Origin of the sequence: Leisingera coralii, from assembly GCF_049056525.1 — a bacterium.
Classification (GTDB): Bacteria; Pseudomonadota; Alphaproteobacteria; order Rhodobacterales; family Rhodobacteraceae; genus Leisingera; species Leisingera coralii.
The window spans coordinates 58224-82992 of the sequence record NZ_JBHUPT010000024.1 but is presented as its reverse complement, the minus strand read 5'-3'; the positions used below and the strand labels follow the sequence as shown (position 1 = coordinate 82992).

Below are 24769 nucleotides of genomic sequence, written 5' to 3'. Positions count from 1 at the left end.
GTTTTGGAAAGCCCTAAACACCGCTTCACCGGATGGCAGCGCGGGCGTAGCTCAGGGGTAGAGCATTACCTTGCCAAGGTAAGGGTCGTGAGTTCGAATCTCATCGCCCGCTCCATTCGAAAGCCGAAAAGGCCGTCCTCCGGGGCGGCCTTTCGCTTTTTGGCCCGGCGGCGCCGGCGGCATTTTCTTCATCAAGCTGCCATTTTCCGCTTGCAGCCTCCTGCCGGATTTCCTATTCACCGCCTCACCGGATGGCAGCGCGGGCGTAGCTCAGGGGTAGAGCATTACCTTGCCAAGGTAAGGGTCGTGAGTTCGAATCTCATCGCCCGCTCCATTCGAAAGCCGAAAAGGCCGTCCTCCGGGGCGGCCTTTCGCTTTTTGGCCCGGCGGCGCCGGCGGCATTTTCTTCATCAAGCTGCCATTTTCCGCTTGCAGCCTCCTGCCGGATTTCCTATTCACCGCCTCACCGGATGGCAGCGCGGGCGTAGCTCAGGGGTAGAGCATTACCTTGCCAAGGTAAGGGTCGTGAGTTCGAATCTCATCGCCCGCTCCATCGGAAAAACGAAAAGGCCGTCCTTCGGGGCGGCCTTTCGCTTTTGCAGGCACCGGGCTCCGGCCTGCGCTGAAATTTGATCAAATTCCCTTTGACGCGCGCTGCAAAACACGCCAAAGCTACTGCCAAACAGCCCCTGCGGCAGGTCATTGTAGGAGTTTGGACATGGCCCCTGTCATCTATCCCACCACCAATTTCACCGCGACCGAGCAGCTGTGCCTGGACCGCGGCGAAGGCATCTACGTCTATGACACGGACGGCAACAAATACATCGAAGGGCTGGCGGGCCTGTGGTGCACCTCGCTGGGCTACAGCAACACCGAGGTGATGGACGCAATCACCGAGCAGCTTCACAAGCTGCCGTTCTCGCACACCTTCGGCGGCAAGACCCATGAGCCGATCATGAAGCTGGCCGAGAAGCTGAAGGCGATGGTGCCGGTGGAGGACGCCTATATCTTCTTCGGCAACTCCGGGTCCGACGCCAACGACACGCATTACAAGATGCTGCGCTATTACTTCAACGCCATCGGCAAGCCGGAGAAGCGCAAGATCATCACCCGCGAGCGCGGTTATCACGGGGTGACCGTGGCAGCGGGCTCGCTGACCTCCCTGCCCGCGAATCTGGCGCATTTCGACGCGCCGCTGGAGGCGCTGCACATCCTGCGCTCGGACGCGCCGCATTATTACACCGGCCGCCAGGGCAATGAGACCGAAGAGCAGTTCGTCGACCGGATCATCGGCAACCTGGAACAGCAGATTCTGGCCGAGGACCCCGACACCATCGCCGCGATGATTGTCGAGCCGATCACCGGCGCGTCCGGCGTGATCGTGCCGCCGGAGGGTTATTACGAGAAGCTGCAGGCACTGCTGCGCAAGCATGGCATCCTGGTCTGGGCCGATGAGGTGATCTGCGGCTTCGGGCGCACCGGCGCCGATTTCGGCTGCACCACCATGGGCATCAAGCCGGACCTGATGACCTTTGCCAAGCAGCTGAGCTCGGCCTATTTCCCGATCTCCGCCTCCGTCATTCCCGGCTGGATGTATGAGGCGATGATTGCGCAGACCAACGAGGTTGGCGTGTTCGGCCATGGCTATACCTACTCCGGCCACCCGGCGGCCTGCGCTGCGGCGCTGAAGACGCTGGAGATCTACGAGCGCGACAACCTGTTTGAACACGCCGCCGAAGTGGGGGCCTACATGCAGGCGCAGCTGCGCGAGGTGTTCAGCAGCCATCCGCTGGTTGGCGAGGTGCGCGGCAAGGGTCTGATCGCGGCGCTGGAACTGGTGTCGAACAAGACCACCGGTGCGAGCTTTGACAAGGGCGCCGCCGGCGCTGCCGCGCAGAAGGCCTGCCAGGACAACGGGCTGATCGTACGGGCGGTGGCCGGCAACGCGCTGGCGCTGTGCCCGCCGCTGATCATCACCAAGGCAGAGGTGGACGACATGCTGGCCCGGATGAAGACAGCGGTTGACGCCGCCTATGCGGATCTGAAGGAACAGGGGCTGATCGCAGGCTGAGCCTGATTGGCACCTTGGCATTTTCCGTGAAGCGCCCCGGCCTGTCCGGGGCGTTTTCTTGTAAGCATCTGTGGTGCAACAGGGTATTGCACCCCGGCAAGCGGGTCGATTTTTCCGCAGAAATCGGTTAGACTGCGCGCAGTTTGTTTCAGACCGAGATTTTCATGATGACGCGCCGTACCGGCATTGCCGGTCTTCCTGCCAGACATACCGCCGCCGGAGTCCGTTTCGCGACCCGCTGAGCGCTTTACGCCGAATCTCAGCCTGCTGACACGCAGACCGGGCACCTGTTCCGGTCACGAGTTCCGTTGGGGACCAGGGACCCTCAATGCCCCTCGCAGCCCGGCAGCTGCGGGGGGCTTTGGCTGGGAGCTTCAGAACACCTTGTAGGTCATGGTGGTCAGCGACCGCTCGATCCCGTCGATCTGCAGCAGCTTGTCGTTGATGTATTTGCCCACGTCCTCGCCGCTGGGGATGTAGAGCTTCATCAGCAGGTCGAAATTGCCGCTGGTGGAGTAGAGCTCGGAGTGGATTTCCCGCAGCGCAATCTCCTCGGCCACCTTGTAGGTGGTGCCGGGCTTGCAGCGGATCTGGACAAAGACGCAGGTGGACATGGGTGCCCCTTTTGAATGGTCAAGGATTTGCGCCCAAGCTCGCATGCGCCGCATCCGGGCGCAAGACACCGGGATTGCTGCAACAGATTGCCCCGCTTGCGCAATGCCGCACTTGAGCCATGCCCCCTGCCCGCCCTATAAGCGCCCAGGCAGAATTAAAGTTCTGGCAGCATGACGAAGGATAAGCCGCTGATGCGTACCGCCAAAGTGACCCGCAAGACCGCGGAAACCGATATTTCGGTCGAGATCAACCTCGACGGCACCGGGGTTTACGACAACCAGACCGGGGTCGGCTTTTTCGACCACATGCTGGACCAGCTGGCGCGCCACTCGCTGATCGACATGACCATCCGCGCCAAGGGCGACTACCACATCGACGACCACCACACGGTGGAGGACACCGGTATCGCGCTGGGTCAGGCGCTGGTGCAGGCGCTGGGGGACAAGAAGGGCATCCGCCGCTACGGCGAGTGCCACCTGCCGATGGATGACGCCCAGATCCGCTGCGCGCTGGATCTGTCAGCGCGGCCGTTCCTGATCTGGAACGTGGAACTGCCAACCCAGAAGATCGGCACATTCGACACCGAGCTGGTGCGCGAATTCTTCCAGGCGCTGAGCACCCACGGCGGCATCACCCTGCACATCGACCAGCTGCACGGGTTCAATAGCCACCACATTGCCGAGGCGGCGTTCAAGGCTGCCGCCCGCGCGCTGCGGCTGGCGGTGGAAACCGACCCGCGCAAGGCTGATGCGATCCCCTCCACCAAGGGTGCGCTGTAAAATGCTGACCGCGATCATCGATTACGAATCCGGCAACCTGCACTCCGCCGAGAAAGCCTTTCAGCGCATGGCGCGGGAGATGGATGCAGGCGAGGTTGTGGTGACCTCCGACGCCGATGTGGTATCCAAGGCTGACCGGCTGGTGCTGCCCGGCGACGGCGCCTTCCCTGCCTGCGCGGCAGAGCTGCGCGGCCACAAGGGCATCTATGACGCCATGGTCGAAGCGGTGGAGCAGAAGGGCCGGCCATTCCTCGGCATCTGCGTCGGCATGCAGCTGATGGCGACCACCGGGCATGAATACGAAGAAACGCCGGGCCTCGGCTGGGTCGGCGGCGACGTGGTGAAAATCACGCCGGCGGATCCGGCGCTGAAGGTGCCGCACATGGGCTGGAACGATCTGGTGATCGACCACGCTCACCCGGTGTTCGACGGCATCCAGAGCGGCGATCACGTGTATTTTGTGCACTCCTACCATTTCCGCGTGGCAAACCCGGCGGAGCGGCTGGCGCATGTGGACTATGCCGGCGACGTGACTGCTGTCATAGGCCGGGACACGATGGTGGGCATGCAGTTCCACCCGGAGAAAAGCCAGGCCACCGGCCTGCGGATGATCGGCAACTTCCTGACCTGGAAACCGTAAGGGGACGGCGCTGATGCGCCGTTGCCTCCGGCGGGAGTATTTTTACAAAGAAGAAGACTGGAGCGACTAGGCCGCAGCCGTCCTCAGCGAAACCGGCGCGACGCCATAGGCCTTGCGGAAGGCGCGGGTGAAGCCTTCGGGGCTGGTATAGGCATAGCGGCGCGCCACCGCCTCCACCCTATCGCCGCGCGCAAGGTCCTGGTGCGCCAGGATCAGCCGCCAGCGGCGCAGGTAGCCCATCGGGGTTTCGCCCACTTCCGCCGCGAAGAGTTCCGCAAAGCGCGACAGCGACAGCCCCGCCTCCTGCGCCAGATCGGCGTTGGTCCAAAGCCTGCCCGGGTGGTCATGCATCGCCACGATGGCGCGGCTGAGGCGCGGATCGGCGAGGCCCGCCAGCAGCCCCGGCTCTGTCGCGCCTTTCTGGATCTGGTTGCGCAACAGGCGCACCATCAGAACCTCGCCCAACCGGTTGATCACCGATTGCGCACCGCAGTGCTGACCCTCGGCTTCCTCCTGCATCAGCCGCACCAGCCCCTGCGCTTCGGCGTTGCTGGTGATGTCGTACTCCACCAGCTGCGGCAAAGCGGCCAGAAACGGGTTGCTCTGCCCCGACCACTCCACCCGCGCCGCCCACATCACGGTGGCCGGATCCAGCTCCTGCATCGCCCCCCGGGTGCAATAGAGGATGCGCACCGGCGCGCCGGTGCTGTCCGCCAATGCGATCAGATTGGCCTCCCCCGGCCCGGCAGCCTGCACGGCCAGCTGAAAGCGGTCCATCAATGTGGTGAGGCGGTCCAAATTTCCGGTGTTCCCGTCAGGTTTTTCGGATTTATGCGACATTAAACTGCGCAATACAGTTAGGCAAGCACCACCACTCACACCACTCACATCACTCAAAACGGAGCGTTCTAATGCTGATCCCCCGCCAGAAGACCCCGGACCTGACCCTGCCGACGCTGGACCAAGGCCAGTTTGACCTGTCCGCGGAAAATGCCGAGCGCGGCACCGTGATCTGCTTTTACCGGGGCCTGCACTGCCCGATCTGCGCGACCTATCTGAAGGAATTCGAGAAGAAGGTTGCGGCCTTTGCCGAGCGCGGCGTCAACTGCATCGCCATTAGCTCCGACGGCGAGGAGCGCACCCGCGCGATGGCGGACAAGATCGAGGCCAAGGAGCTGCGGTTCGGCTATGACCTGCCGCTGTCCGTGGCCAAGGAATGGGGGCTTTACATCTCAACCTCGCGCGGCAAGACCTCGATCGGGATCGAGGAGCCGGCGCTGTTCTCCGAGCCCGGCCTGTTCATGGTGACGCCGGAACAGACGCTCTATTACGGTTCGGTGCAGACCATGCCGTTTGTGCGCCCGCATTTCGCGGAACTGGTGGCGGCACTGGATTTCGCCATCCCCAACAACTACCCGGCGCGCGGTGAATACACCGGTGATGTGTAACCGTCACAGCTGCCGCGGGGGCCGGTACAATTCACCGGTTTGAGCAATAGACAAGAGGTCCGCTTCGATGCATACGGGGCGGACCTTTTGTCACTGCGGCAGCCCCTTGCACATCCGTTTCGAGAAATACGACCACGCTGAAGGCAAGCACCGGTATTGCTTGCTGAGCCTGACGCCGACGCTGTTCGGCGACTGGTGCGTTGAGCGTGTCTCGGGACCGCTGAATGCACCGGGCGGCGCGCAGAAGCGGACCTATTTCGCGGGCCACACCGAGGCGCTGGCGATCTTTGAAGGGTTCCGGGACCGGCAGCTGAAGCGCGGCTATGCGCCGATCCCGGTGCAGCTGGGGCTGCTGTAAAGACAGCCCCTTAGGGGCTTACTGGACGCGGGTCCAGGTTTGTTTAGAGCAGATCAGCCCGCCCGCCACGCAGCCGCGCAGGGCCAGGCTGTTGCCCGCGACATCCATCTTGCCGATGTAGATCTTGTCATTCGACGGCCGCCAGACCTTGCCCTCGTATGAGCCGTCGCCGTTCGGTACCATGTCGATCACCAGCGTCTTGCCGAGGTTCGGGGACTGGTATTCGCCGCCGCTGTTGAAGGTGCGGGCGATCTTGCCGCAGACGGCAGCGCCGCATTTGGCCATCTGGATATGGGCGTAGGAGCCGTCGTCGGGTTCCGTTTTCCAGACGCCCAGCACCGGATCCGCCGCTGCGGCCCCTGCCAGCCCCAGAGCCAGGGCCATGCCCGCAAAGAGATGTTTCATTCCATTTCCTCCCTGTTTTCAGGCAGCCTGTCCCTGATGCGCGCTTCGAGGCAAGGTTGACTTCGGGTCGCGTTGCATTTCAGACCGCGCTTGTGCAAAACACCGCCAGCTTGATTTCACGAAGGACCGCCCGGATGATCCTCTACCCCGCAATTGACCTCAAAGACGGCCAGGCCGTGCGCCTGCTGCATGGCGAGATGGACAAGACCACCGTGTTCAACGACAACCCCGCCGCGCAGGCGCTGGAGTTTGTCGAGGCGGGCTGCGAGTGGCTGCACCTGGTGGACCTCAATGGCGCCTTTGCCGGCGAGCCGGTGAACGCGGCTCCGGTCGAGGAGATCCTGAAGCAGACAAAGGTGCCCGCGCAGCTGGGCGGCGGCATCCGCGACATGGCGACCATCGAGCGCTGGATTGATAAGGGACTGGCGCGGGTCATCCTGGGCACCGTGGCGGTGGAAAACCCGGACCTTGTGCGCGAAGCGGCACGGGAATTCCCCGGCAAGGTCGCCGTCGGCATCGACGCCCGCAACGGCAAGGTCGCGACCAAGGGCTGGGCCGAGGAGACCGATGTCATGGTCACCGACCTCGCCAAATCCTTCGAGGACGCGGGCGTTGCCGCGATCATCTATACCGACATCCTGCGCGACGGCGCAATGAAAGGCCCGAATGTCGAGGCGACTGCTGATCTGGCCAATGCGGTCAGCATCCCGGTGATTGCCTCAGGCGGCGTGTCCTCGCTGGAGGACCTGCGGGCGCTGAAATCCTGCGGTGCGCCGCTCAATGGTGCGATTTCGGGCCGGGCGCTTTATGATGGCGCCATCGACCTGAAAGAGGCGCTGGCGGTTCTGAAGGCCTGACGCCCCGCCCCGGTCTGATCCGGCGAAGGGAAAATTCATGCGCCTTGTCCGCCGAATCCTCGCGACGCTGACCATAGGGCCGATTGTCCTGTGGCTGCTGTGCATTGCGTTCGTGATGCTGCTGGGGTTCGGCTTTGATTGCGAAATCCACGAAGGCTTTGCCAACCCCTGCGTGGTGCTGGGCCATGACCTGAGCGAGACCGCCTATACCACGGGTGTCCTCGCCGCCTGGGGGCCGCTGATCTTTGGCCCGGTCACGATGGGCGCAGGGCTGTTGTGGGCCATTGCGATCGTGATTGACCGCCACCGGTCCCGCCCGCGCCGCTAAGGCACGGGCAGCCCGCGGGCGGTTTCCGCGGTTATTGCGCCGCCTTGGACGTCAGCTTGTCCAAGGCTCCCTGCATCTTGCCAATGAACGCTGCATCTGCCGGGATTTCGAGGCCCGACAGCATCTCAGCCGGGTCCTCATAGGTAAGCCAGACCTGGCCGTCCGCGTCCTCAAAAGCCAGCACCTTGAGCGGCAGATAGAGCCCTGCCCGCATGTCGGCCTGCATCGCCGGAGTGCCCAGCTTGGGATTGCCGAAGATCAGGAGCTGGGACGGGCTCAGCTCCAGCGCTGCGTTCTGCGCGCCTGCGGCATGGTCCACCCGGGCAAAGACGGTGGCGCCCGCGCCCTCAACCGCGGCCTGCAGCGCGTCCATGGTTTCACCGACGGATTTCTGGCTCTGCACGGTCACCAGTTCCGCAGCGGCAGGCAGTGCGGCGGCGAGGGCGATGGCTCCGGCAAGGAAAAAGGTCTTGGTCATAACAGCTGCTCCAAATTCAGGGACGTCTGATCATGATCGGGGCATCCGCTCCGGCCAGGCAATTCACAACTGCGAGACTGCACGGTTCCGGCGGTTTCGCGCGGATTGCACCCGTGCCCCGGACCAAAACGCGCAGACTCTGCCATATTTGTTGCGCTTGCCGCGGGCATTGCGTACCCACGGGGCCAAGCAGTTTGAAAGGCACGGCAACATGCTGAAGACCCGCATCATTCCCTGTCTCGACGTCGCCGACGGGCGCGTGGTCAAGGGTGTCAACTTTGTCGGCTTGCGCGACGCGGGCGATCCGGTGGAATCGGCCAAGGCCTACGATGCGGCCGGCGCGGATGAGATCTGTTTCCTCGACATCCACGCGACCCATGAAAACCGCGGCACCATGTTCGACGTGGTGCAGCGCACCGCCGAGCAGTGCTTTGTGCCGCTGACCGTGGGCGGCGGGGTACGCACCAAGGAGGACGTGCGGGCGCTGCTGCTGGCAGGCGCCGACAAGGTCTCCTTCAACTCGGCCGCCGTGGCCAACCCGGACGTGATTGCCGAGGCCGCGGACCAGTTCGGCAGCCAGTGCATTGTCTGCGCCATCGACGCCAAGACGGTGGAGCCGGGCCGCTGGGAGATCTTCACCCATGGCGGGCGCAAGCCGACCGGCATCGACGCGGTGGAGTTTGCCAAGCTGGTGACGGCCAAGGGGGCGGGGGAGATCCTGCTCACCTCGATGGACCGGGACGGCACCAAATCGGGCTTCAACCTGCCGCTGACCAAGGCCATTTCGGACGCGGTGGACGTGCCGGTGATTGCCTCCGGCGGCGTCGGCAACCTGGATCACCTGGTGGAGGGCGTGACCAAAGGCGGCGCCAGTGCGGTGCTGGCGGCCTCGATCTTCCACTTCGGGGAATACACCATCCAGGAAGCCAAGGAACACATGGCCGCCGCCGGTATCCCGATGCGGCTGAACTGAGGGGCAAGTGATGAGCCTGCTGCACGATCTCGAAGCCACCATCCTGTCCCGCAAGGGCGCAGACCCGGACACCAGCTGGACCGCCAAGCTGCTCGCCAAGGGGCCGGAGAAATGCGCCGAGAAATTTGGCGAGGAGGCCATTGAGGCCATCATCGAGGCGGTGAAGGACGACAAGGCAGGGCTCGCCTCCGAAGGGGCCGACGTGCTCTATCATTTCCTGGTGATGCTGGCCGCCCGCGATGTGGCGCTGGACGATGTGCTGCAGGTGCTGGCGGAACGCCAGGGCCTCAGCGGCATTGCCGAGAAGGCCAGCCGCCCCAAGGGCTGATCCTCAGTCAGGGCCGGCCGTCCGGCCGCGGGTCAAGGGAGGCGCAGCCTCCGCGCGCCAGCGCGGCTTGCCCTTGACGCGCACTCTGAAACACACTCGGTGAGGCCCTTGAGGGCACTCCTGCCCCTCAAGGGCTTCTCAGCATAAAACCTGCGCCGCGCAGCGGCGCCCGGCCCAACCGTGGAAGCCGTCCGGCAGGACGGGCCGGAACGGGCGGGAGCACCCTGCCCGGCCACAGGCGTCAAAGTTTCGAGGAAATGATCCCGGTGGCAAAGCCGCCCATGCGCAGTTCGCCGAACAGGCGCTGGTACTCGATCTTGGGGCAGCGATTCTGGATCACCGTGACACCGCGCGCCTCGGCCTTGGCAGCGGCTTCGGCATGTTCCACACCGATCTGCATCCACACGGTCTGCAGCTTCGGGAACGCCTCCAGCGCCTCGTCCACGATCGGCGGCACCGCCTCGGAGCGGCGGAAGATGTCGACCATGTCCACCGGCGCGTCTATCTCCGAGAGGCTGGCATGCACCGTCTCGCCGAACAGCCGCTTGCCCGCATGGCCCGGGTTCACCGGAATCACCCGGTAGCCCTTCAGGCCCAGGTAGCGCGCCACATAGTAGCTCGGCCGCACCGGGTTCATCGAGACGCCGACCACAGCCACCACCTTGGTGCGCTGCAGGACCTTTTTCAGATGCTCGTCGCTGTAATCTGTCATGCCGCGCACCCTAGCCTTGCCGCGCACCGCCGCAAAGCCGGATTCGCTGCGCGCCAATAAAAATGCGCCCGGACGAACCGGGCGCGAGGTATGGAACGAGGGACAGTGAAAAAGATCTGCGGTGGTTCCACTCCGCAGTCTGTATTGAATATGGGCCACAGTCAGAAAAATAAAACCCCCCCTCGCGAAAAAGTGAGGTGACGGGCTATTTCCGGAGAATCACCGGCCAGTGCAGCCGCGCCTGGGCGATCAGCTCGCCACGGCGGGTGGCCCAGACTCCCCTTGCTTCCGGGTTGTTGAGAAGGAACAATTCGCCGTCAACGATCGCCCAAAGCTTCGGGTTGCCGTCCGCCAGCATCCCCTGCGACATCGCAAAGGCGCAATAGCCGCCAAAGGCCGGCGCATAAGCGCGGGGATTGGCTTCGAAACGGGCCTGGTTGCGGGCCGAGGCAAACCGCCACACGACCCCCTTCCACATCACCGCATGACCGCGCCGCCCGGGCTCAGCGGCGCCAAGTTCGAAGAATGCCACCGGATCATAGCCGCCGATGGCAACACCCGCACGGGAGGAGAACATGGCCGCATCCGCCCGGGCCAAACCGGGCAGCGACAGAAACAGAACCGCAACAGCCATCGAAAGCAGGCGCAGGGCCACGTTATTCTCCATTCACATTCTTGCAGCAGCCCTCTGACTCTGCCGCAGCGCCCTGCCGTTGCAAAGGGAGCATACGCAGATGTGATTACCCCGTGACGGGCTGAGCCCGCCTAGCGTGCAATCGAGGCGTAAAGCGCAATCGCAGCCGCATTGGAGACATTGAGCGAGCCAAAACCGCCCGCGGCGTCGATCCGCACCAGCTGGTCGACGGTCTCCTTGGTCTTCTGGCGCAAGCCAGGACCCTCAGCCCCCAAAACCAGCGCCACGGGCAGATTCTTCTTGCCCTCCAGTGCAGACTCAACGGTCTGCTCCGCCTCCCCGTCCAGGCCCAGCACGATAAAGCCCATCTGCTGCAGCTCGGTGATGGTGTCGGCCAGGTTGCGCATCCGCAGGTAGGGCTGGCGCTCCAGCGCGCCGCTGGCGGTCTTGGCCAGCGCCCCGGTTTCCGGTGCCGAATGGTGGCGGGTGCCGATCACCGCACTGGCGCCCAGCACCTCCGCCGAGCGCAGAATCGCGCCGACGTTATGCGGGTCGGTCACCCGGTCCAAGAGCAGCACCCGCGGCGCCTCGCGGCCGATGCAGTTTTCAGCCAGCCCGCCCCAGTTCAAGGGCTTCACTTCAAGCGCCGCCCCCTGGTGCACCGACTGCGGGTCGATCGGCGGGTTGAACTTGCGCGGGTCGATGACCTCTGCCTCGACACCGGACTCCGCAATCGCATCCGCCAGTTTCGCCTGCGCGTTCTGGGTCACCATCAGCTGGATCTTTTCGCGCTTCGGATTGAGCAGCGCATCACGCACCGCATGCAGCCCGAACAGCCACACGGTTTCGGCGGCGGCGGCCTTTTTGGCCTGTTCTTTTTCGACGACCCACTTGGGTTTCCTGGTCATTTTGCTCTCCGGCAGAAAGAATTTGCGAGGCGTGCGAAAAACTTGCGATTTTCCTGTTGACGCCCCTTTGGCCTGCTTGTAATCACGCCTCCACATCAGGTGCAACAAGCAACTGACAGTGGGCGACAGGCCGCAAGGTGTGGCAGGGGACTGTAACTCCCTCGCGGAGACGCACGCCTGGTTCGATTCCAGGGTCGCCCACCATTTTCCCTCTTCACATGACGGACGATGGTGGTTCAGCAGCAAGGCTGAACAGGCCGCGCGCTGCCCCGCGCAGCAAAAAGCCCGCGAGAGCTTCGCGGGCCTTTCGATTGATTTCAAAGGGTAATCGCCGGGTTAGGCGGTTTCGGCCACGGCCTGCACCGCCCATTCGACCAGCGCGTCCAGATCCGAGCCCGCTTCGACAGCCATGCCATCGGCAAAGGCCTGGAACGGCTCCACGTTCAGCTTGTTGACGCCGGAAATCACCGGGATGCCCAGAGCCAGCGCCTCGCCGATGATGGGGCGCATGCCGCGCCCGTCGGCCTCGTGCTTGCCGAATTTGTTGACGATCAGCAGCTGCGGCGCAGGGTCCGTATGCAGCGTCGCAGTGACCTGTCCGACCGCCTGTTCCAGCGCCTCCGGGTTGAGGCGGCAGCCGCGGGCGCCGGCGCCCAGGGACTGGGAAATGCGGATGGTTTCGCCGTCCGGCAGCACCCGCACATCCATGTCGCAAAGCTCCTTGTCGTAGCATTCCACATTGGTCTGCACGATGCCGGCCAGGCGGAGGCCCTTGGCCTGCAGCCGCTCGGCCAGTTCGCTCAGCAGGCGGTCGGTGGCGCCGCGCTCTTCGGTCATCACATAGGCCAGGTGCATTTGTCAGTCTCTCCAGTCTCGTGTCGTTTCATAGGTGGTCATGCGGCCGCCGGGGTCAAGCCCTACCAGGGCAGCGGGCTGTAGCCGATGATGGGGGCGTGCAAGACCAGCAGCGCCAGGAACACCGCCGCCGCCAGCCCGGCTTCACCCGCCGAGGGCCGCAAGCGGCCAAGGTTCAGCCGCGCGGTGTTGCGGCTGAGGCGGCGCCATTCGCCCTGGCCCATCTGGCGCTGCTTGCGCCTGTCGATCAAGGCCATGCCCATCCAGGCAAAGCCCGCAAAGAGGCCGAACAGGATCACATGCGCCAGGTCGCCATTGGCCAGAAGATGCGCCCCGGCCCAGAGCGCCATGGCTGCCAGCAGCGGGTGGCGGCTGACGGCCAGGATGCCGGGATTCTCAGGATCAAAGGCGCGCAGCCCCAGTCCGCCAAAGCTGAAGGGGTTCTGCCGCATCATGCCAGCCACCGCCAGCAGGCAGGCCAGCGGCATCACCAGCAAAGGCACCCAGCGGAAACCCTCCCAATAGGGCAGCACGCCCACGTAGGGCGCCCGGGCCGCGGCCACGACCAGCCAGGCCAGGATCATCAGCGACAGCACGCTGTAGGCGATGAAATAGCCGCGCAGCCCCAGGCGGCTGACCAGCCAGGGCCGCACCGGCGGGCGCACGGGAATGGCGTGGCTGGCCAGGAACAGCAGCAGCGCGGCGGTGAATTCAAGCCAGCCCATCGGGGTCGCTCCGGATATTGATCAGTCTTGTGTGCAGCTATAGGCGGGCGGCGAGTATAAAACGTTGCCCCAGATCAAAAAAGGGCGCCGCTGGGGCGCCCTTCTCTTTTGGATTTGAGGATCGTTACAGACCCAGGGCCTTGCGCCGCTCCTCGGCAAAACCCTGCACCATGCGGTCGGCAATCAGGGCGAGGATCGCCATCGCCGCACCGGCAGAGATGCCCAGCCCCACATCCGCCTGCCCCAGTGCCAGATAGATCGACTGGCCCAGGCCGGTGGTGCCGATCAGCGCTGCGATGACCAGCATGGCAAAGGCATAGAGGATGGTCTGGTTCAGCCCCAAGAGGATCGACGGCGCCGCATAAGGCGCGCGGATGTCCTTGAGCATCTGCCATTTGGTGGCACCGGAAGCGGTCGCGGCCTCGATCATCTCCTCCGGTGTCGAGACCAGCCCGTGCCGGGTGTAGCGGATCATCGGCACGATGGCATAGGCGATGATCGCCAGGAAGGCGGAGAACTCACCGATCTGGAACACCATCAGCACCGGGATCAGGAACACGAACAGCGGGATCGTCTGCAGCATGTCGCAGATCGGACGCACCACGCGCCAGACAGCGGGCGAGACCGCCGAGGCCAAGCCGATCGCGCCGCCCACCACTGCGCAGGCAAAAACCGCAGCGCCCGACAGGTAGAGCGACAGCAGCGCCCGCTCCCATAGGCCGGAGACCAGGATAGTACACAGCAGCACCACCGTCAGGATGGCCAGCCCGCGGCCGCCTGCAACCCAGGCCAGCGCGCCCGCCCCTACCAGCACAAAGGGCCAGGGCAGCTGAGAAATGCCGGTTTCCAGCATGCCGGCGGCAATCAGCAGCATCACCCCCAGCGCCATCCGGCCGCGCAAGGCGCAGACCACGCCTGCGGCGGCACCTGCCGCAAACAGCCCCAGGCTCATCGCCGGGGTCCAGGCAAAGCCCCAGGTGAAGGGCAGCACCGCCTGGTCCAGGCCGATGCGGATGGGCAGCAGTACGTAGAACAGCACGTTGTTCTTGAGCGCGGTCAGGACCTCCGCATTGGCGCTGGTGAAGGCCGACAGCCCCCGGTCGACGCTGTCCGCCACCGGGTTGAACAGGGCATAGGTGCCGGGCTGCTGAACGCTGCCCCAGAAGGCCGCGCTGACCACGACGCCCAGCGCCAGGATGCCCCAGGCGACGCGCGCATCGTGCTTGTCGCGCCGGTCCTGGGTCAGGGTGCCGCTCATCCGGTCGATCAGGATCGCGAAGATCACGATCACTAGGCCGGCCAGCAGACTTTGCCCGAACTGCGCCTTGCGCATGGTCAGCAGGACCTCCCAGCCGATGTCGTCAAAGCCGCCGATCACGGCGGCAATGATCACCATCGACAGCGCCGCCATCAGGCATTGGTTGACGCCCACCATGATCTGCTGCCCGGCGGAGGGGATCTCGCACTGGAACAGCTGCTGCAGGCGGGTGCCGCCGGCCATGATGGCGGCTTCCTTGATCTCCGGCTCCACCCGTTCGAGGCCCAGCAGCACGTTGCGCGCCATCGGCGGCGCCGCGTAGATGGCGGAGGCGATGAGGCCGACGACGGGGCCAAAGCCAAACAGCACCAGCAAGGGGGTGAGATAGGCAAAGGTCGGCACCGTCTGCATGATGTCCAGCACCGCCTGCACCGGCTGGCGGATGCGGGGGTATTCATTGGCGAGGATGCCGATGCCACCGCCGATGATCAGCGCCAGAGGCACCGAGACGGCAACCAGTGCCAGGGTGTTCATGCTTTCGGGCCAATAGCCGGAGGCGAGCACAAAGCCGAGGCCCACCACCGCCATCAGCGCCATCCGCACGCCGCCCAAGGTCCAGGCCAGCGCCGTGGTGGCGCAGATGACCAGCGGCCAGGGGGTGTGGCTCAGCACGTAATTCGCGGCTTCCATTGGGTAGAACATCAGCGCCGAGAAGCTGCGGGCCGCGGGTTTGATCAGCGCCAGGAACCACTCCATGGCAACCCCCACCCAGTCGGTCGCAGGCAGCACCCAGGCGGCGGGGAATTTCACCAGCCACGGCACGCTGCTTTCCAGCAGCAGGCAAAGTGCGCCCACCGCCGCCGCGATCAGCGCCGCGACGGATCCTTTCGAAAGACCCGCCATCACGCCTGCTCCACCTGCAGCGCTGCGGCCAGATCGGCCGGGTTCACCACACCGACCAGCTTGCCCTCAGCCGTGCGGACCGGCACGGGCTCATACAGTTCCATGCAGCGCGCCAGCGCGGCATCCAGCGTCATGTCTTCACGCAGGCCGGGATCGTCGGCGCCGTAGACATGGTGCTCACCCGTCTGCATCACCGAGGCGACGCGGGCGTGCCGGCCCTTGGCCACGTCCTTGGAAAACTCGCGCACGTAGTCATCGGCCGGGCGCAGCACGATATCGGCAGGCGTGCCGATCTGCACAACCTTGCCGTCGCGCATGATGGCGATGCGGTCGGCAAGCTTCAGCGCCTCGTTGATGTCGTGGGTGATGAAAACAATGGTGGTCTTCAGCTTGGCCTGGATCTCCAGAAACTCATCCTGCAGCTGCCGCCGGATCAGCGGATCCAAGGCGGAGAACGGCTCATCCAGGAACCAGACCGAGCAGTCCGCCACCAGCGAGCGGGCGATGCCGACGCGCTGGCGCTGGCCGCCGGAGAGTTCGCGCGGGTAGTTCTTTTCCCGCCCGCCGAGGCCGACCAGTTCGATCACCTCCTGCGCCTTGGCCAGCCGCTGTTTCTTCTTCACCCCCTGCACCCGCAGCGGATAGGCGACGTTTTCGGCCACGGTCATATGCGGGAACAGGCCGAAGTGCTGGAACACCATGCCCAGCTTCTTGCGGCGCAACTCGATCAGCCGCTTGGGACTGGCCTCGACGATGTTCTCGCCGTCGATGCGGATCTCGCCGCCTGTGGCGTGCAGCAGGTGCGAGATGCAGCGGATCAGGGTCGACTTGCCGGAGCCCGACAGCCCCATGATCACGAACAGCTCCCCTTCCTTCACGTCAAACGAGGCGTCCTGCACCGCCGGGATCAGCCCCTTGGAGCGCAGTTCATCCGCGGCGGCTTGCGGGGTTTCATTCCGCGACAGCGCCTCTTTCAGGGCGCTGTCTGCATTGTTGCCAAACACCTGCCAGACATTCCGGCAGGTGATGGCAGGCGTCTCAGAGCCGCTCACTGGGTTTGGCTCACTTGATGGCGGCGTCGACAACCGGGCGCCACTTGTCCTCGTTGGCGGCCATCCATTCGGCAACCACCTCTTCGACCTTACCGCCGTCCACGTCGACCGCGCCCATCATCGGCTGCTGGTCTTCCACGGCCAGGGTGTAGTTCGACAGAATCTCATACGCTGCGGGCCAGGTTTCTTCGGTGCCGGACCAGGCGGCCTTGAAGATGCGCGAGGGCGAGAAGTCGCAGTCATTCACCGCGTTGGGGTTCGGGCCCCAGGCCGGATCGCTGAAGCAGGCATCCTCGCCCGGCGGCAGATCGACGAATTTGACGTCATAGGCCGACATTGCCCAATGCGGCTGCCAGAAAGTGATCAGCAGCGGCGTCTTGCGCTCGGTGGCGGCGCGCAGCTCGACGATCAGTGCCGCCTCGGAGCCCGCAGGCACCGCCTTGAACGGCAGGTCCAGCCCGGTCATGCGGTCCGCACCCGGCGTGCCCCAGTCGGCGGGGTAATCCACCAGGCGCCCGTTGGGCAGGGTCTCGGCAGTGGCGAACTGCATCGCGCAGTCCTTCAGCGCCTCCCAGGCCGGCAGGCCGGGGCAGATCTCGGCCACGTGCGCCGGATAGGCGATGCCTTCGCGCGCGTTCAGCTCCAGGTCGCCCAGTTCGACGACGGTGCCCTCTTCGATCTTCTTGGCGTATTCATCCGAGACGTTGGAAGACCAGATCTCCAGCGTCGCGTGGATGTCACCGTCAGCGATGGCCTGGAACTGGTTCATCATGCCCGCGGAGACATATTCCACGTCATAGCCCGCGGCCTTCAGCATCTCGCCTGCGATATGGGTGGTCACGTGCTGGCCGGTCCATTCGTTCACCGCCAGCTTGATCGGCTTGCTGGTGTCACCCAGTTCCGCCGCCGAGGCAATGCCCGCAGCCACAGTTATCGAGGCCGCGCCCAGTGCCAGCGCATATCCTTTGAAATTCATCTCAATACTCCCTGTCATTATCCTTTTGCGCCGCCGTTTTCCGGCTGTGACGCATCATTTGGAACCCGGCGGTTCATGGCACCTGCCTGGCCTTGCGGCCGGTCTTGTTGTTGTCAGCTTGTGCCCATGGCCCAAGTGTGGCCGGGGATAATGCAAGTATTGGAACATATTGCGGCGCTTTGTCGAGCAAATGCGGCACAAAACGCGAAATATTTTGATTGACGGTTCAAGTTTTTGTGCAAACGGACAAGATCCGGAATCATTCCGGGCTGCCGCAACCGCTGTCCCGAACCGGCTTACCGCAGCCCCGGCCCCGCCATCAAGCCGCCAACGAACAGCAAAAAGCGCCCCCGCACCGGCGGGAGCGCTGCAGACCTGCCCAGGCGCAGGCGGCTCAGGAGCGGCCCTTGCCGGTGGCCTCCTCGACAACCGGCATCCATTTGGCGCGGTTCACCGCCAGCCAGCCACGGGCGGCCCCCTGCACGGTTTCACCGCGCACATCCACCAGCCCGATCAGCGGCTGCTGGTCCCAGATGCTCAGCTCGTAGTTCCTGAGGATCTCGTGGGCTGCGGGCCAACGCTCCTTGAAGCCGGTCCAGCTCGCCTTTACCACGCCGCCGCGGTAGAAATCGCAATCGCCGGTGGCCTTGGGGTTGGGGCCCCAGGACGGGTCCGTGTAGCAGGCCGGCTCCGGCTTGGGCATGCGGACGAATTGCAGCGCGTAAGAGGACATTGCCCAATGCGGCGCCCAGAAGGTGGCAATCACCGGGCGCTTGTCCCGGTAGGCCTGCTTGAAGGCCTCGATCATCGCCGCCTCGGACTCGGCGGGCACCACATCAAAGGGCAGGTTCAGCGCCCGGATGCGGTCCGCGCCGGGTGACCCCCAGGATTCCGGATATCCGATATATATACCCCGCTCGCCCTTGCCGTTTTCCGAAAAGATGCCGGCACAATCGCGCAGCGCTTCCCAATTGGGCAGGCCCGGGCACATCTGCGCCACATAGGGCGGGAAGACCACGCCGTTGCGCGCGTCCAGCCCCAGATCGCCCAGCTCCTCGACCCGCCCCTCGTCCCGGACGGCAAAATACTCAGCCGGGTTGCTGGTGGTCCAGATCTCCATCATGGCATGGACCTCACCTGTGGCAATCTGCTCGTACAAGGCGCCCTGATCCGCCTCGACATATTCCACCTTGTAGCCCGCCTCTTCCAGCATGCCGCCGGCGATATAGGTCGACAGGTGCTGGCCGGTCCAGTTGTTCAGAGACAGGCGGATCGGCGTAGCCACATCCCCCATGTCGGCTGCTTCAACGGCCCCCGAAACCGCCAGCGCCGCCAGCGCTGCCGCAAATGCTTTGACTTTCATTGGCATCACTCCCGTACTGCCAGTCTTCCCACGTGCCGCGCGCAGGCGCAGCTCCGGATCCGGCATAGCAGCGGGACATTGACAAAGATTAACGCCGCGCGGAAACGGCGGCGCCAAGGAATGGAAAAAAGCCTAAAACTTGCGGCAAGCGCGCAGCGCACCGCTAGAGCATCGCCGCCGGATCACGCGGTACGCCGGGCCACCAGCAGCACCGGATCATAGGTCAGCGGCAGCTTGCCGCTGCGGCCGAAACGCGCGCGGTAGGCGTCCTCGAAGTCCCGCAGATGCCGGCGGCTCCAGCTTTGCTGGGCGTGGCCGTTGACTCCGGTCTGGCGCAGATGCTTCAGCAGCGCCAGCGCGTTATCGAATTCCAGCACCACCGGCGCCTGGGTGACCGCCAGGAGGTTCAGGCTTTCAGGCAGCACCGCCCGCCACTCCCCGGCATCCAGGTAGCTGGGGGCCGCCGCGGCTGAGCCCAGAGCCGCCAGCTCGCGGAACTGGCCGCGGCCAAAGCCCGAGAGCGCCAGCCAGCCGCCGGGTTTCAGCCGTGCCGCCAGCCGCGCTGTCAGCGCCGGCAGATCCGGAATCCACTGCACTGTGGAGGCCGAGGCGATCAGATCCAGTTCCTGCGGCAGCGGCAGGCTTTCGACCGGCCCGGCCTCGAACCGGACCTGCGGCTGCTCTGCGCCTTCCAGTGCCTGCAACGCAAAGGCAGCCTCCGGAACCAGGTCATTCAGCAGCAGGCTGCCGATCCGGTAGCGGTGCAGCAGCTGCCGGGTCAGATGGCCGGTGCCGCAGCCGAATTCCAGCGCCGCCCCGAATTGCCCGGGCGCGCCCTGGGCCTGCAGCATCTCTGCCAGCTGTGCGGCAATCTCCGCCTGCACCGAGGCGTTGCGGTGATAGCTCTCCAGCCCGCGCCGGAAGCTTTGCCGCACCCGCGACTGGTCAAGCTGAGGAGGCATCATGTCTTTCATTGCAGCAGCGCCTCCCAGGTCTCGAACTGGCCGAAGGGCGCGTGCGGCGCGTCGATTTGGCTGACGGCCTGCCCCGCCCAGGCCCGCGCCAGATTGGCGGGCGGAAAGATCTTATCGCCTGAGCTGATCCAGATCCGGTCAAACCGCGTTTGCGGCGCGTCGCCGCGCCGCTCCACGGCCAGAAGCTCGGCCTGACGCGCTTCCACATCCAGCGGTTCGGGAGGCTGCGGCGCCCCGAAGACTCGGGTCAGGAAACTTTGAAAGCTTTCCAGGCTCAGCGTCTCAACCGTTTTGCGGAAGACCGCGGGCGGAATACCCGCGCTGCGGTTCACCGGTTTCAGGCTGCCGTTCACCGCCACCTTGCGCTGGAACGGATCGGGCCGCCCCTGCTGCCAGTGGGCATAGGCCGTGACGCCAAAGGACCAGGCCAGCAGGCTGACCCGCTGATAGCCGGACAGGTCCGGCAGCTCCGCCTTCAGGTCGGTGTAGCCGCTGGCAAACAGGATGTCCTGCGGGCCGTCCAGATGCCAGAACACCTCAGGCCCCACAGCCCAGCCGCCGAAGACCACGATGGCCTCGGCAGCTTGGTTCTGTTTGAGCCAGCGGAATTCCATGGTTACAGCTCCCGCGCCAGCCGCAGCATCCCTGCGGTGATTTCGCTTAGCTGATCCGGCGTCGTGATGAACGGGGGCATGGTATAGATGTTGTGGCCGAAGGGGCGCAGGAACACGCCCATTTCATGCGCGCGGGCATGGGCCGCATCCGCCGAGACGCGGTGCTTCATCTCGATGACGCCAATGGCGCCCAGCACCCGCACATCGGCCACATTCGGCAGATCGCGGGCCGGGGCCAGTTCCGCTTCCATCTGCTCGCCGATTGCCGCCACCGTGCCGCGCCAGTCCTGGCCCGTGAGCAGGTCCAGCGAGGCCTTGGCAGCCGCACAGGCCAGCGGGTTGCCCATGTAGGTCGGCCCGTGCATGAACAGGCCCGGATTGCCGCCGCCGATGCCCTCGGCCACGCGGTCATTGGTCATGGTGCAGGCGAATGAGATATGGCCGCCCGTGAGCCCCTTGCCGAGGCAGATGATATCCGGCTCAACGGTGCAGAAATTCGTAGCAAACAGCTCGCCTGTGCGGCCGAACCCAGTGGCGATCTCGTCGAAGATCAAGAGGATGCCCAGTTCATCGCAGAGCGCGCGCGCCTGATTGAGATACTCCGGGTGATAGAAGTACATGCCGCCGGTGCCCTGCACCACGGGCTCCAGGATGAAGGCCGCGATCTTTTGCGCGTTGGCTTCCAGCACTGCCCGCAGCTCGCCAAGGCCGTTCTGCGCCGGGTCGTCATTCCAGTCCTCATGAATGCGGATCGGCGGACGGGAGACGAAATGCTGCACGCTCAGCGCGCCCTGGAACAGGTGGTGCATGCCGGTGTCCGGATCGCAGACACTCATCGCCTTCCAGGTATCGCCGTGATAGCCGGAGCGGATGGTGGCAAATTCCTTGCGTCCCGCCTGGCCGATGGCGTGCTGGTACTGCACCGCCATCTTCATCGCCACCTCGACCGAGACCGAACCGCTGTCGCAATAGAAGATGCGCGTCAGACTCTCCGGCGTGATCTCTAGCAGCTTGCGGCCCAGGTCGATGGCCGGATAATGGGTCAGCCCGCCGAACATCACATGCGGCAGGGTGTCGAGTTGGTCGTGAATCGCCTTGGTGATCGCCGGATTTTTGTGGCCGTGCATCATGCACCACCAGGACGACATGGCGTCGATCAGCCGGGTGCCGTCCGCCAGCGTGATGTGCACGCCCTCGCTTTCCTTCACCACGAATGTCGGGCCGGGTTTGGCAACATTGGTGTAGGGATGCCAGAGGTGCTGCTGATCGAATTCCAGCTGGGAGAGGTCTGCGGCACTCATGCCAAGGCCTCCTTGATCAGATCGACCCGGATGCTGGCTTGAAACGCCACGGCCAAGGCGTCAGAGGTCAGTTCACCAAGGACCGGCAGACGGCCCAGATGCGCCACCTGGCCGAACTGGCAGATGGTTTCCTCCACCGCCGGTTCCGCGTCGCCGATGAAGGCCACGCCCACAACTGAACACCCCGCATCCCGCAGCGCCTTCAGAGACAGCAATGTGTGGTTGATCGTGCCCAGCTGCGTCCGCGCGCAGAGGATCACCGGCGCGCCCCAGCGGGCGAACAGGTCGAGGTACAGCACCTTGCGGTTCAGCGGCACCATCAGACCGCCTGCCCCTTCTGCCACCAGCACGCCGTCCACCTCAGGCAAAGACAGCGCGTCCGGGTCGATCTCCGCGCCCTCGGCTTCCGCCGACAGATGCGGCGAGGCGGGCAGCTGCAGCAAGTAGCCCTCGGGCAGCGCCGGGCGGCCCGACAAGCGCGAAACGATCTGGCTGTCGGTCTCCTCCTCCAGCCCGGATTGCACCGGCTTCCAATAGGTGGCGCCCAGCGCCTGCACCAGGCCGGCCGAGAAGACGGTCTTGCCGATGCCGGTATCGGTTCCGGTGACGATCAGCGCGCTCATGGGGTTGTCTCCATTTCCCGGACGAGGTCTTCGAACATCTGGGTGATGATCCCCGCCCCCGTGTTCAGCGTGATCGACAGCCGCAGCCGCGAAGTGCCGCGCGGCACAGTCGGCGGGCGGATGCCGCGGATGTCGTAGCCGTGGCCTTGCATCCGCGCAGCCAGCGCCATGGTGCGCTTGTCGTCGCCGATCACCACCGGCAGGATCTGGCTTTGGAACCCTTCCAGCCCGCACAGACGCTTGGCCTCGCCCTGGGCATGGGTAATTCCCTGCCACGCCTGTTCGCGGCGGCCCGGGTTCTGCTGAAGTTCCTGCAAGGCCGCCCGCACCAGCGCCGCATTCAAGGGTGACGGCGCGGTCGCAAAGATGAAGCCGCGCGCCTTGTTGATCAGCGTCTCGATCAGCACCCGCTGACCGCAGATCAGCGCGCCCGAGGCGCCCAGCGCCTTGCCGCAGGTGTGTAAGGAAAGGACGTTGGGACGGTGGGCAATTTCATGTGCCAGCCCGCGGCCCAGATCGCCGAACACGCCCGAGGAATGCGCCTCATCCACGACCAGCACCGCGCCCTCGGCATCGGCCAGGGCCATCAATGCGTCCAGCGGGGCAAGGTCGCCGTCCATGGAATAGACCGCCTCAACCGCGATCCAGACCTGGCCATCGCCGCCCTCAGCACGCCAAGCTTTCAGCACCCGGGCTGCATCCTCCACATCGCTGTGGGCAAAGCTGCGCGTCTCTGCCCGGCCCAGCCGCATCCCGTCATGGGTGCTGGCGTGAATCAGCGCGTCATACAGCACCAGATCGCCCTGCTGCGGCAGAGTGGAGAAAATCGCCTGGTTAGCGTTGAAACCGCCGCCCATGAACAGCGCCGCCTCGGTGCCGAAGAAGTCCGCGGCCTCCGCCTCCAGCAGCTGATGCTCCGCGTCATTGCCGCGCAAGAGGCGCGAGCCCCCTGCCCCCACCGGCACGCCGCGCGCCAGCGCGTCAGCGGCGGCGGCACGCAGCACGTCGCTGCCCGCCAGCCCGAGGTAGTCGTTGGAGGCAAAGTCATGCCCGTCCCGCGGCATCAGCTGCCGGTAGCGTCCGCGCGTGCGCAGCGCTTCCAGCGATTTCTCATGCCTCGGGAAGGCGCCCGCCATCAGCGGCTGCCGTCGCAGCCTGCCGCCATCGCGGTGATGCCCAGACGGTCGAACAGCTGCTGGTCCTTGTCCTCTTCGGGGTTGTCCGCGGTCAGCAGCGTGTCACCCACAAAGATCGAGTTGGCACCGGCAAAGAAGCACATCGCCTGCATTTCGTCCGACATGTCGGTGCGGCCTGCCGACAGGCGCACATGCGATTTCGGCATCAGGATGCGGGCCAGCGCCACGGAGCGGACGAATTCGATCGGGTCCAGCTTCTCGACATTGGCCAGCGGCGTGTCGGCGATCGGGATCAGCATGTTGACCGGCACCGAATCCGGGTGCACCTCCAGCGTCGCCAGCGCCAGCATCATGTCGATGCGGTCGAGCTGCTTTTCCCCCATGCCGACGATGCCGCCGGAGCAGACCTTGATGCCCGCCTCGCGCACCCGGTTCAGGGTGTCGATACGGTCGGCAAAGGTGCGGGTGGTGATGATCTCGGAGTAGTAGCGCTCAGACGTGTCGATGTTGTGGTTGTAATAATCGAGACCCGCATCGCGCAGGCGGAACACCTGTTCCTCGTCCAGCATGCCCAGGGTCATGCAGGTTTCCATGCCCAGGTCCTTGACCCCCTGCACCATCGCCTCCAGCGCCGCCATGTCGCGGTCCTTGGGCGAGCGCCAGGCGGCGCCCATGCAGTAGCGCGTCGCGCCGCCTTCCTTGGCTTTCTTGGCCTCGGCGATCACCCGCTGCACCTCGATCAGCTTGGAGGCCGAGAGCTGCGCGCCGTTGCGCGCCGACTGGGAGCAATAGGCGCAGTCCTCGGCGCAGCCGCCGGTCTTGATGCTCAGCAGCTTGGATTTCTGCACTTGGTTGGGGTCGAAATACTGCCGGTGCACGGTGTGCGCCTGAAACAGCAAGTCCATGAAAGGCTTGTTGTAAATCGCTTCCGCTTCCTCGCGGGTCCAGTCGGTGCGGATGGGTGCAGCGTCCAGCATGCTGTCTCCTGTTCTCTATACCTGTTGGCCATGCGCGGATGGCGTTTCCGGTTTTTATAGATAATTTTGAGGGCGCCGATCAAGCATCAAAGCTGCGCTGCAGCGATTTGCCCCGAATTCGCGCCCATAAGGCCAGTATCGCGCTGATACTAATGCCAAAAAATAATCTACAAAGATTCCGGTTGACGGGAACCCCGCACCTCCCCTAGCCCTATTGGCACGCAGGGGAGTCCCGCCCAAGGGACTGAGAGGCGTCATGGTGCGGGGCAGCCCGGACCGGCGGCGCGACCCTTTGAACCTGACCCAGTTGATACTGGCGTAGGAAGCTAGGAGCATGGCGCGGCGCCCCGGCGGCAACCCGTGTTCTGAGCAGGCAGCATGCGTGCACCGGCCGTACACCGGCTGTACACCCCCCCTGCCCGTTTTCCTCCGTCCCGGCTCGACTGGTGTTTTTGAACCGAAGGCCCGGAGGAACACC

The 24769-nt window shown here is 64.8% G+C and carries 28 protein-coding genes, 4 tRNA genes and 1 riboswitch; of the genes, 13 read left to right on the top strand and 19 right to left on the bottom strand.

Going from position 1 to position 24769, the window contains the following annotated elements; all coding sequences use genetic code 11:
• Nucleotides 1-40: 40 nt before the first annotated feature.
• The 4 genes from ACFMBG_RS10270 to ACFMBG_RS10255 all read left to right on the top strand — a co-directional run bounded on the left by ACFMBG_RS10270 (nt 41) and on the right by ACFMBG_RS10255 (nt 2071).
• Nucleotides 41-115, top strand: a tRNA-Gly gene (locus tag ACFMBG_RS10270).
• A gap of 144 nt (nt 116-259) precedes the next feature.
• A tRNA-Gly gene (locus tag ACFMBG_RS10265) sits at nt 260-334 on the top strand.
• A gap of 144 nt (nt 335-478) precedes the next feature.
• Nucleotides 479-553: transfer RNA gene (locus ACFMBG_RS10260), tRNA-Gly, on the top strand.
• Between the two features lie 165 nt (nt 554-718).
• A complete protein-coding gene (locus ACFMBG_RS10255) occupies nt 719-2071 on the top strand; it encodes an aminotransferase (protein ID WP_421054597.1) in 1353 nt (450 codons plus the stop codon).
• Between the two features lie 374 nt (nt 2072-2445).
• Here the strand turns inward: ACFMBG_RS10255 and ACFMBG_RS10250 are convergent, their stop codons facing one another.
• Nucleotides 2446-2685 (bottom strand): Lrp/AsnC family transcriptional regulator, encoded by a 240-nt coding sequence (locus ACFMBG_RS10250; protein ID WP_222505458.1) that lies wholly within the window; start codon nt 2683-2685, stop codon nt 2446-2448.
• Nucleotides 2686-2877: 192 nt separating this feature from the next.
• Between ACFMBG_RS10250 and hisB the strand changes: the two genes are divergently transcribed.
• Complete coding sequence (hisB, locus tag ACFMBG_RS10245; protein ID WP_421054596.1) at nt 2878-3465, top strand: imidazoleglycerol-phosphate dehydratase HisB; 588 nt, start codon at nt 2878-2880, stop codon at nt 3463-3465.
• A gap of 1 nt (nt 3466) precedes the next feature.
• A complete protein-coding gene (gene hisH / locus ACFMBG_RS10240) occupies nt 3467-4105 on the top strand; it encodes an imidazole glycerol phosphate synthase subunit HisH (RefSeq protein WP_421054595.1) in 639 nt (212 codons plus the stop codon).
• A 66-nt stretch (nt 4106-4171) separates the two neighbouring features.
• On the opposite strand, the gene ACFMBG_RS10235 is transcribed toward hisH, so the two are convergent.
• Nucleotides 4172-4945: an AraC family transcriptional regulator gene (locus tag ACFMBG_RS10235; RefSeq protein WP_421054594.1), complete on the bottom strand. Its 774-nt coding sequence runs from the start codon at nt 4943-4945 to the stop codon at nt 4172-4174.
• Between the two features lie 71 nt (nt 4946-5016).
• On the opposite strand from ACFMBG_RS10235, the gene ACFMBG_RS10230 reads away from it, so the two are divergent.
• Complete coding sequence (locus tag ACFMBG_RS10230; RefSeq protein WP_421054593.1) at nt 5017-5553, top strand: peroxiredoxin-like family protein; 537 nt, start codon at nt 5017-5019, stop codon at nt 5551-5553.
• 106 nt (nt 5554-5659) lie between these two features.
• The gene (locus tag ACFMBG_RS10225) at nt 5660-5911 is read left to right on the top strand and encodes a WGR domain-containing protein (RefSeq protein WP_421054592.1); all 252 of its coding nucleotides are present in this window, start codon (nt 5660-5662) and stop codon (nt 5909-5911) included.
• A gap of 18 nt (nt 5912-5929) precedes the next feature.
• Here ACFMBG_RS10225 and ACFMBG_RS10220 read toward each other — a convergent pair whose 3' ends face one another.
• Nucleotides 5930-6316: a DUF2147 domain-containing protein gene (locus ACFMBG_RS10220; RefSeq protein ID WP_421054591.1), complete on the bottom strand. Its 387-nt coding sequence runs from the start codon at nt 6314-6316 to the stop codon at nt 5930-5932.
• Nucleotides 6317-6450: 134 nt separating this feature from the next.
• On the opposite strand from ACFMBG_RS10220, the gene hisA reads away from it, so the two are divergent.
• Nucleotides 6451-7173: a 1-(5-phosphoribosyl)-5-[(5-phosphoribosylamino)methylideneamino]imidazole-4-carboxamide isomerase gene (hisA, locus tag ACFMBG_RS10215; protein WP_421054590.1), complete on the top strand. Its 723-nt coding sequence runs from the start codon at nt 6451-6453 to the stop codon at nt 7171-7173.
• Nucleotides 7174-7210: 37 nt separating this feature from the next.
• Nucleotides 7211-7501, top strand: coding sequence for a hypothetical protein (locus tag ACFMBG_RS10210; protein ID WP_421054589.1), 291 nt, complete (start codon nt 7211-7213; stop codon nt 7499-7501).
• Nucleotides 7502-7532: 31 nt separating this feature from the next.
• Here ACFMBG_RS10210 and ACFMBG_RS10205 read toward each other — a convergent pair whose 3' ends face one another.
• Entirely contained in the window at nt 7533-7979 is a 447-nt protein-coding gene (locus ACFMBG_RS10205; RefSeq protein ID WP_421054588.1) for a DUF302 domain-containing protein, read from the bottom strand.
• A 211-nt stretch (nt 7980-8190) separates the two neighbouring features.
• Here ACFMBG_RS10205 and hisF point away from each other — a divergent pair, with 211 nt between their 5' ends.
• Nucleotides 8191-8952, top strand: coding sequence for an imidazole glycerol phosphate synthase subunit HisF (gene hisF, locus ACFMBG_RS10200; RefSeq protein ID WP_421054587.1), 762 nt, complete (start codon nt 8191-8193; stop codon nt 8950-8952).
• 10 nt (nt 8953-8962) lie between these two features.
• Complete coding sequence (locus tag ACFMBG_RS10195; RefSeq protein ID WP_421054586.1) at nt 8963-9280, top strand: phosphoribosyl-ATP diphosphatase; 318 nt, start codon at nt 8963-8965, stop codon at nt 9278-9280.
• A 241-nt stretch (nt 9281-9521) separates the two neighbouring features.
• Here the strand turns inward: ACFMBG_RS10195 and ACFMBG_RS10190 are convergent, their stop codons facing one another.
• The 3 genes from ACFMBG_RS10190 to rlmB form a co-directional block, all read right to left on the bottom strand.
• Nucleotides 9522-9992: a CoA-binding protein gene (locus ACFMBG_RS10190; protein WP_421054585.1), complete on the bottom strand. Its 471-nt coding sequence runs from the start codon at nt 9990-9992 to the stop codon at nt 9522-9524.
• A 205-nt stretch (nt 9993-10197) separates the two neighbouring features.
• Nucleotides 10198-10659: a YHS domain-containing (seleno)protein gene (locus ACFMBG_RS10185; RefSeq protein ID WP_421054584.1), complete on the bottom strand. Its 462-nt coding sequence runs from the start codon at nt 10657-10659 to the stop codon at nt 10198-10200.
• A 98-nt stretch (nt 10660-10757) separates the two neighbouring features.
• Nucleotides 10758-11534 carry a 23S rRNA (guanosine(2251)-2'-O)-methyltransferase RlmB gene (rlmB, locus tag ACFMBG_RS10180; RefSeq protein ID WP_421054583.1) on the bottom strand — a complete coding sequence of 259 codons (777 nt, stop codon included), beginning with the start codon at nt 11532-11534 and terminating at the stop codon, nt 10758-10760.
• A 120-nt stretch (nt 11535-11654) separates the two neighbouring features.
• Here rlmB and ACFMBG_RS10175 point away from each other — a divergent pair.
• Nucleotides 11655-11738 (top strand) — tRNA-Tyr (locus ACFMBG_RS10175).
• A gap of 132 nt (nt 11739-11870) precedes the next feature.
• Here ACFMBG_RS10175 and ACFMBG_RS10170 read toward each other — a convergent pair.
• From ACFMBG_RS10170 to bioB, 12 genes are all read right to left on the bottom strand, one after another.
• Nucleotides 11871-12389 (bottom strand): DUF2478 domain-containing protein, encoded by a 519-nt coding sequence (locus ACFMBG_RS10170; RefSeq protein ID WP_421054582.1) that lies wholly within the window; start codon nt 12387-12389, stop codon nt 11871-11873.
• A 62-nt stretch (nt 12390-12451) separates the two neighbouring features.
• A complete protein-coding gene (locus ACFMBG_RS10165) occupies nt 12452-13114 on the bottom strand; it encodes an NnrU family protein (protein ID WP_421054581.1) in 663 nt (220 codons plus the stop codon).
• Between the two features lie 124 nt (nt 13115-13238).
• Complete coding sequence (locus ACFMBG_RS10160) at nt 13239-15275, bottom strand: ABC transporter permease (RefSeq protein ID WP_421054580.1); 2037 nt, start codon at nt 15273-15275, stop codon at nt 13239-13241.
• The gene (locus ACFMBG_RS10155; RefSeq protein ID WP_421054579.1) at nt 15275-16327 is read right to left on the bottom strand and encodes a quaternary amine ABC transporter ATP-binding protein; all 1053 of its coding nucleotides are present in this window, start codon (nt 16325-16327) and stop codon (nt 15275-15277) included. Before ACFMBG_RS10155 ends, ACFMBG_RS10160 begins: the two co-directional genes overlap by 1 nt.
• A 10-nt stretch (nt 16328-16337) precedes the next feature.
• Nucleotides 16338-17303: an ABC transporter substrate-binding protein gene (locus ACFMBG_RS10150; protein ID WP_421054578.1), complete on the bottom strand. Its 966-nt coding sequence runs from the start codon at nt 17301-17303 to the stop codon at nt 16338-16340.
• 394 nt (nt 17304-17697) lie between these two features.
• On the bottom strand, nt 17698-18666 hold the full coding sequence (locus ACFMBG_RS10145; protein ID WP_421054577.1) for an ABC transporter substrate-binding protein: 969 nt from the start codon (nt 18664-18666) through the stop codon (nt 17698-17700).
• A gap of 182 nt (nt 18667-18848) precedes the next feature.
• On the bottom strand, nt 18849-19640 hold the full coding sequence (gene bioC / locus ACFMBG_RS10140) for a malonyl-ACP O-methyltransferase BioC (RefSeq protein WP_421054576.1): 792 nt from the start codon (nt 19638-19640) through the stop codon (nt 18849-18851).
• Nucleotides 19637-20254: a pimeloyl-ACP methyl esterase BioG family protein gene (locus ACFMBG_RS10135; protein ID WP_421054575.1), complete on the bottom strand. Its 618-nt coding sequence runs from the start codon at nt 20252-20254 to the stop codon at nt 19637-19639. The genes bioC and ACFMBG_RS10135 overlap by 4 nt, the downstream gene beginning before the upstream one ends.
• 2 nt (nt 20255-20256) lie before the next feature.
• On the bottom strand, nt 20257-21555 hold the full coding sequence (gene bioA / locus ACFMBG_RS10130; protein WP_421054574.1) for an adenosylmethionine--8-amino-7-oxononanoate transaminase: 1299 nt from the start codon (nt 21553-21555) through the stop codon (nt 20257-20259).
• Nucleotides 21552-22178 (bottom strand): dethiobiotin synthase, encoded by a 627-nt coding sequence (bioD, locus tag ACFMBG_RS10125; protein ID WP_421054573.1) that lies wholly within the window; start codon nt 22176-22178, stop codon nt 21552-21554. Before bioD ends, bioA begins: the two co-directional genes overlap by 4 nt.
• Nucleotides 22175-23314 (bottom strand): 8-amino-7-oxononanoate synthase, encoded by a 1140-nt coding sequence (locus ACFMBG_RS10120; protein ID WP_421054572.1) that lies wholly within the window; start codon nt 23312-23314, stop codon nt 22175-22177. Before ACFMBG_RS10120 ends, bioD begins: the two co-directional genes overlap by 4 nt.
• Nucleotides 23314-24291 carry a biotin synthase BioB gene (gene bioB, locus ACFMBG_RS10115; protein ID WP_019294655.1) on the bottom strand — a complete coding sequence of 326 codons (978 nt, stop codon included), beginning with the start codon at nt 24289-24291 and terminating at the stop codon, nt 23314-23316. Before bioB ends, ACFMBG_RS10120 begins: the two co-directional genes overlap by 1 nt.
• Nucleotides 24292-24504: 213 nt before the next feature.
• Nucleotides 24505-24633: riboswitch (TPP riboswitch) on the top strand.
• Nucleotides 24634-24769: the final 136 nt, after the last annotated feature.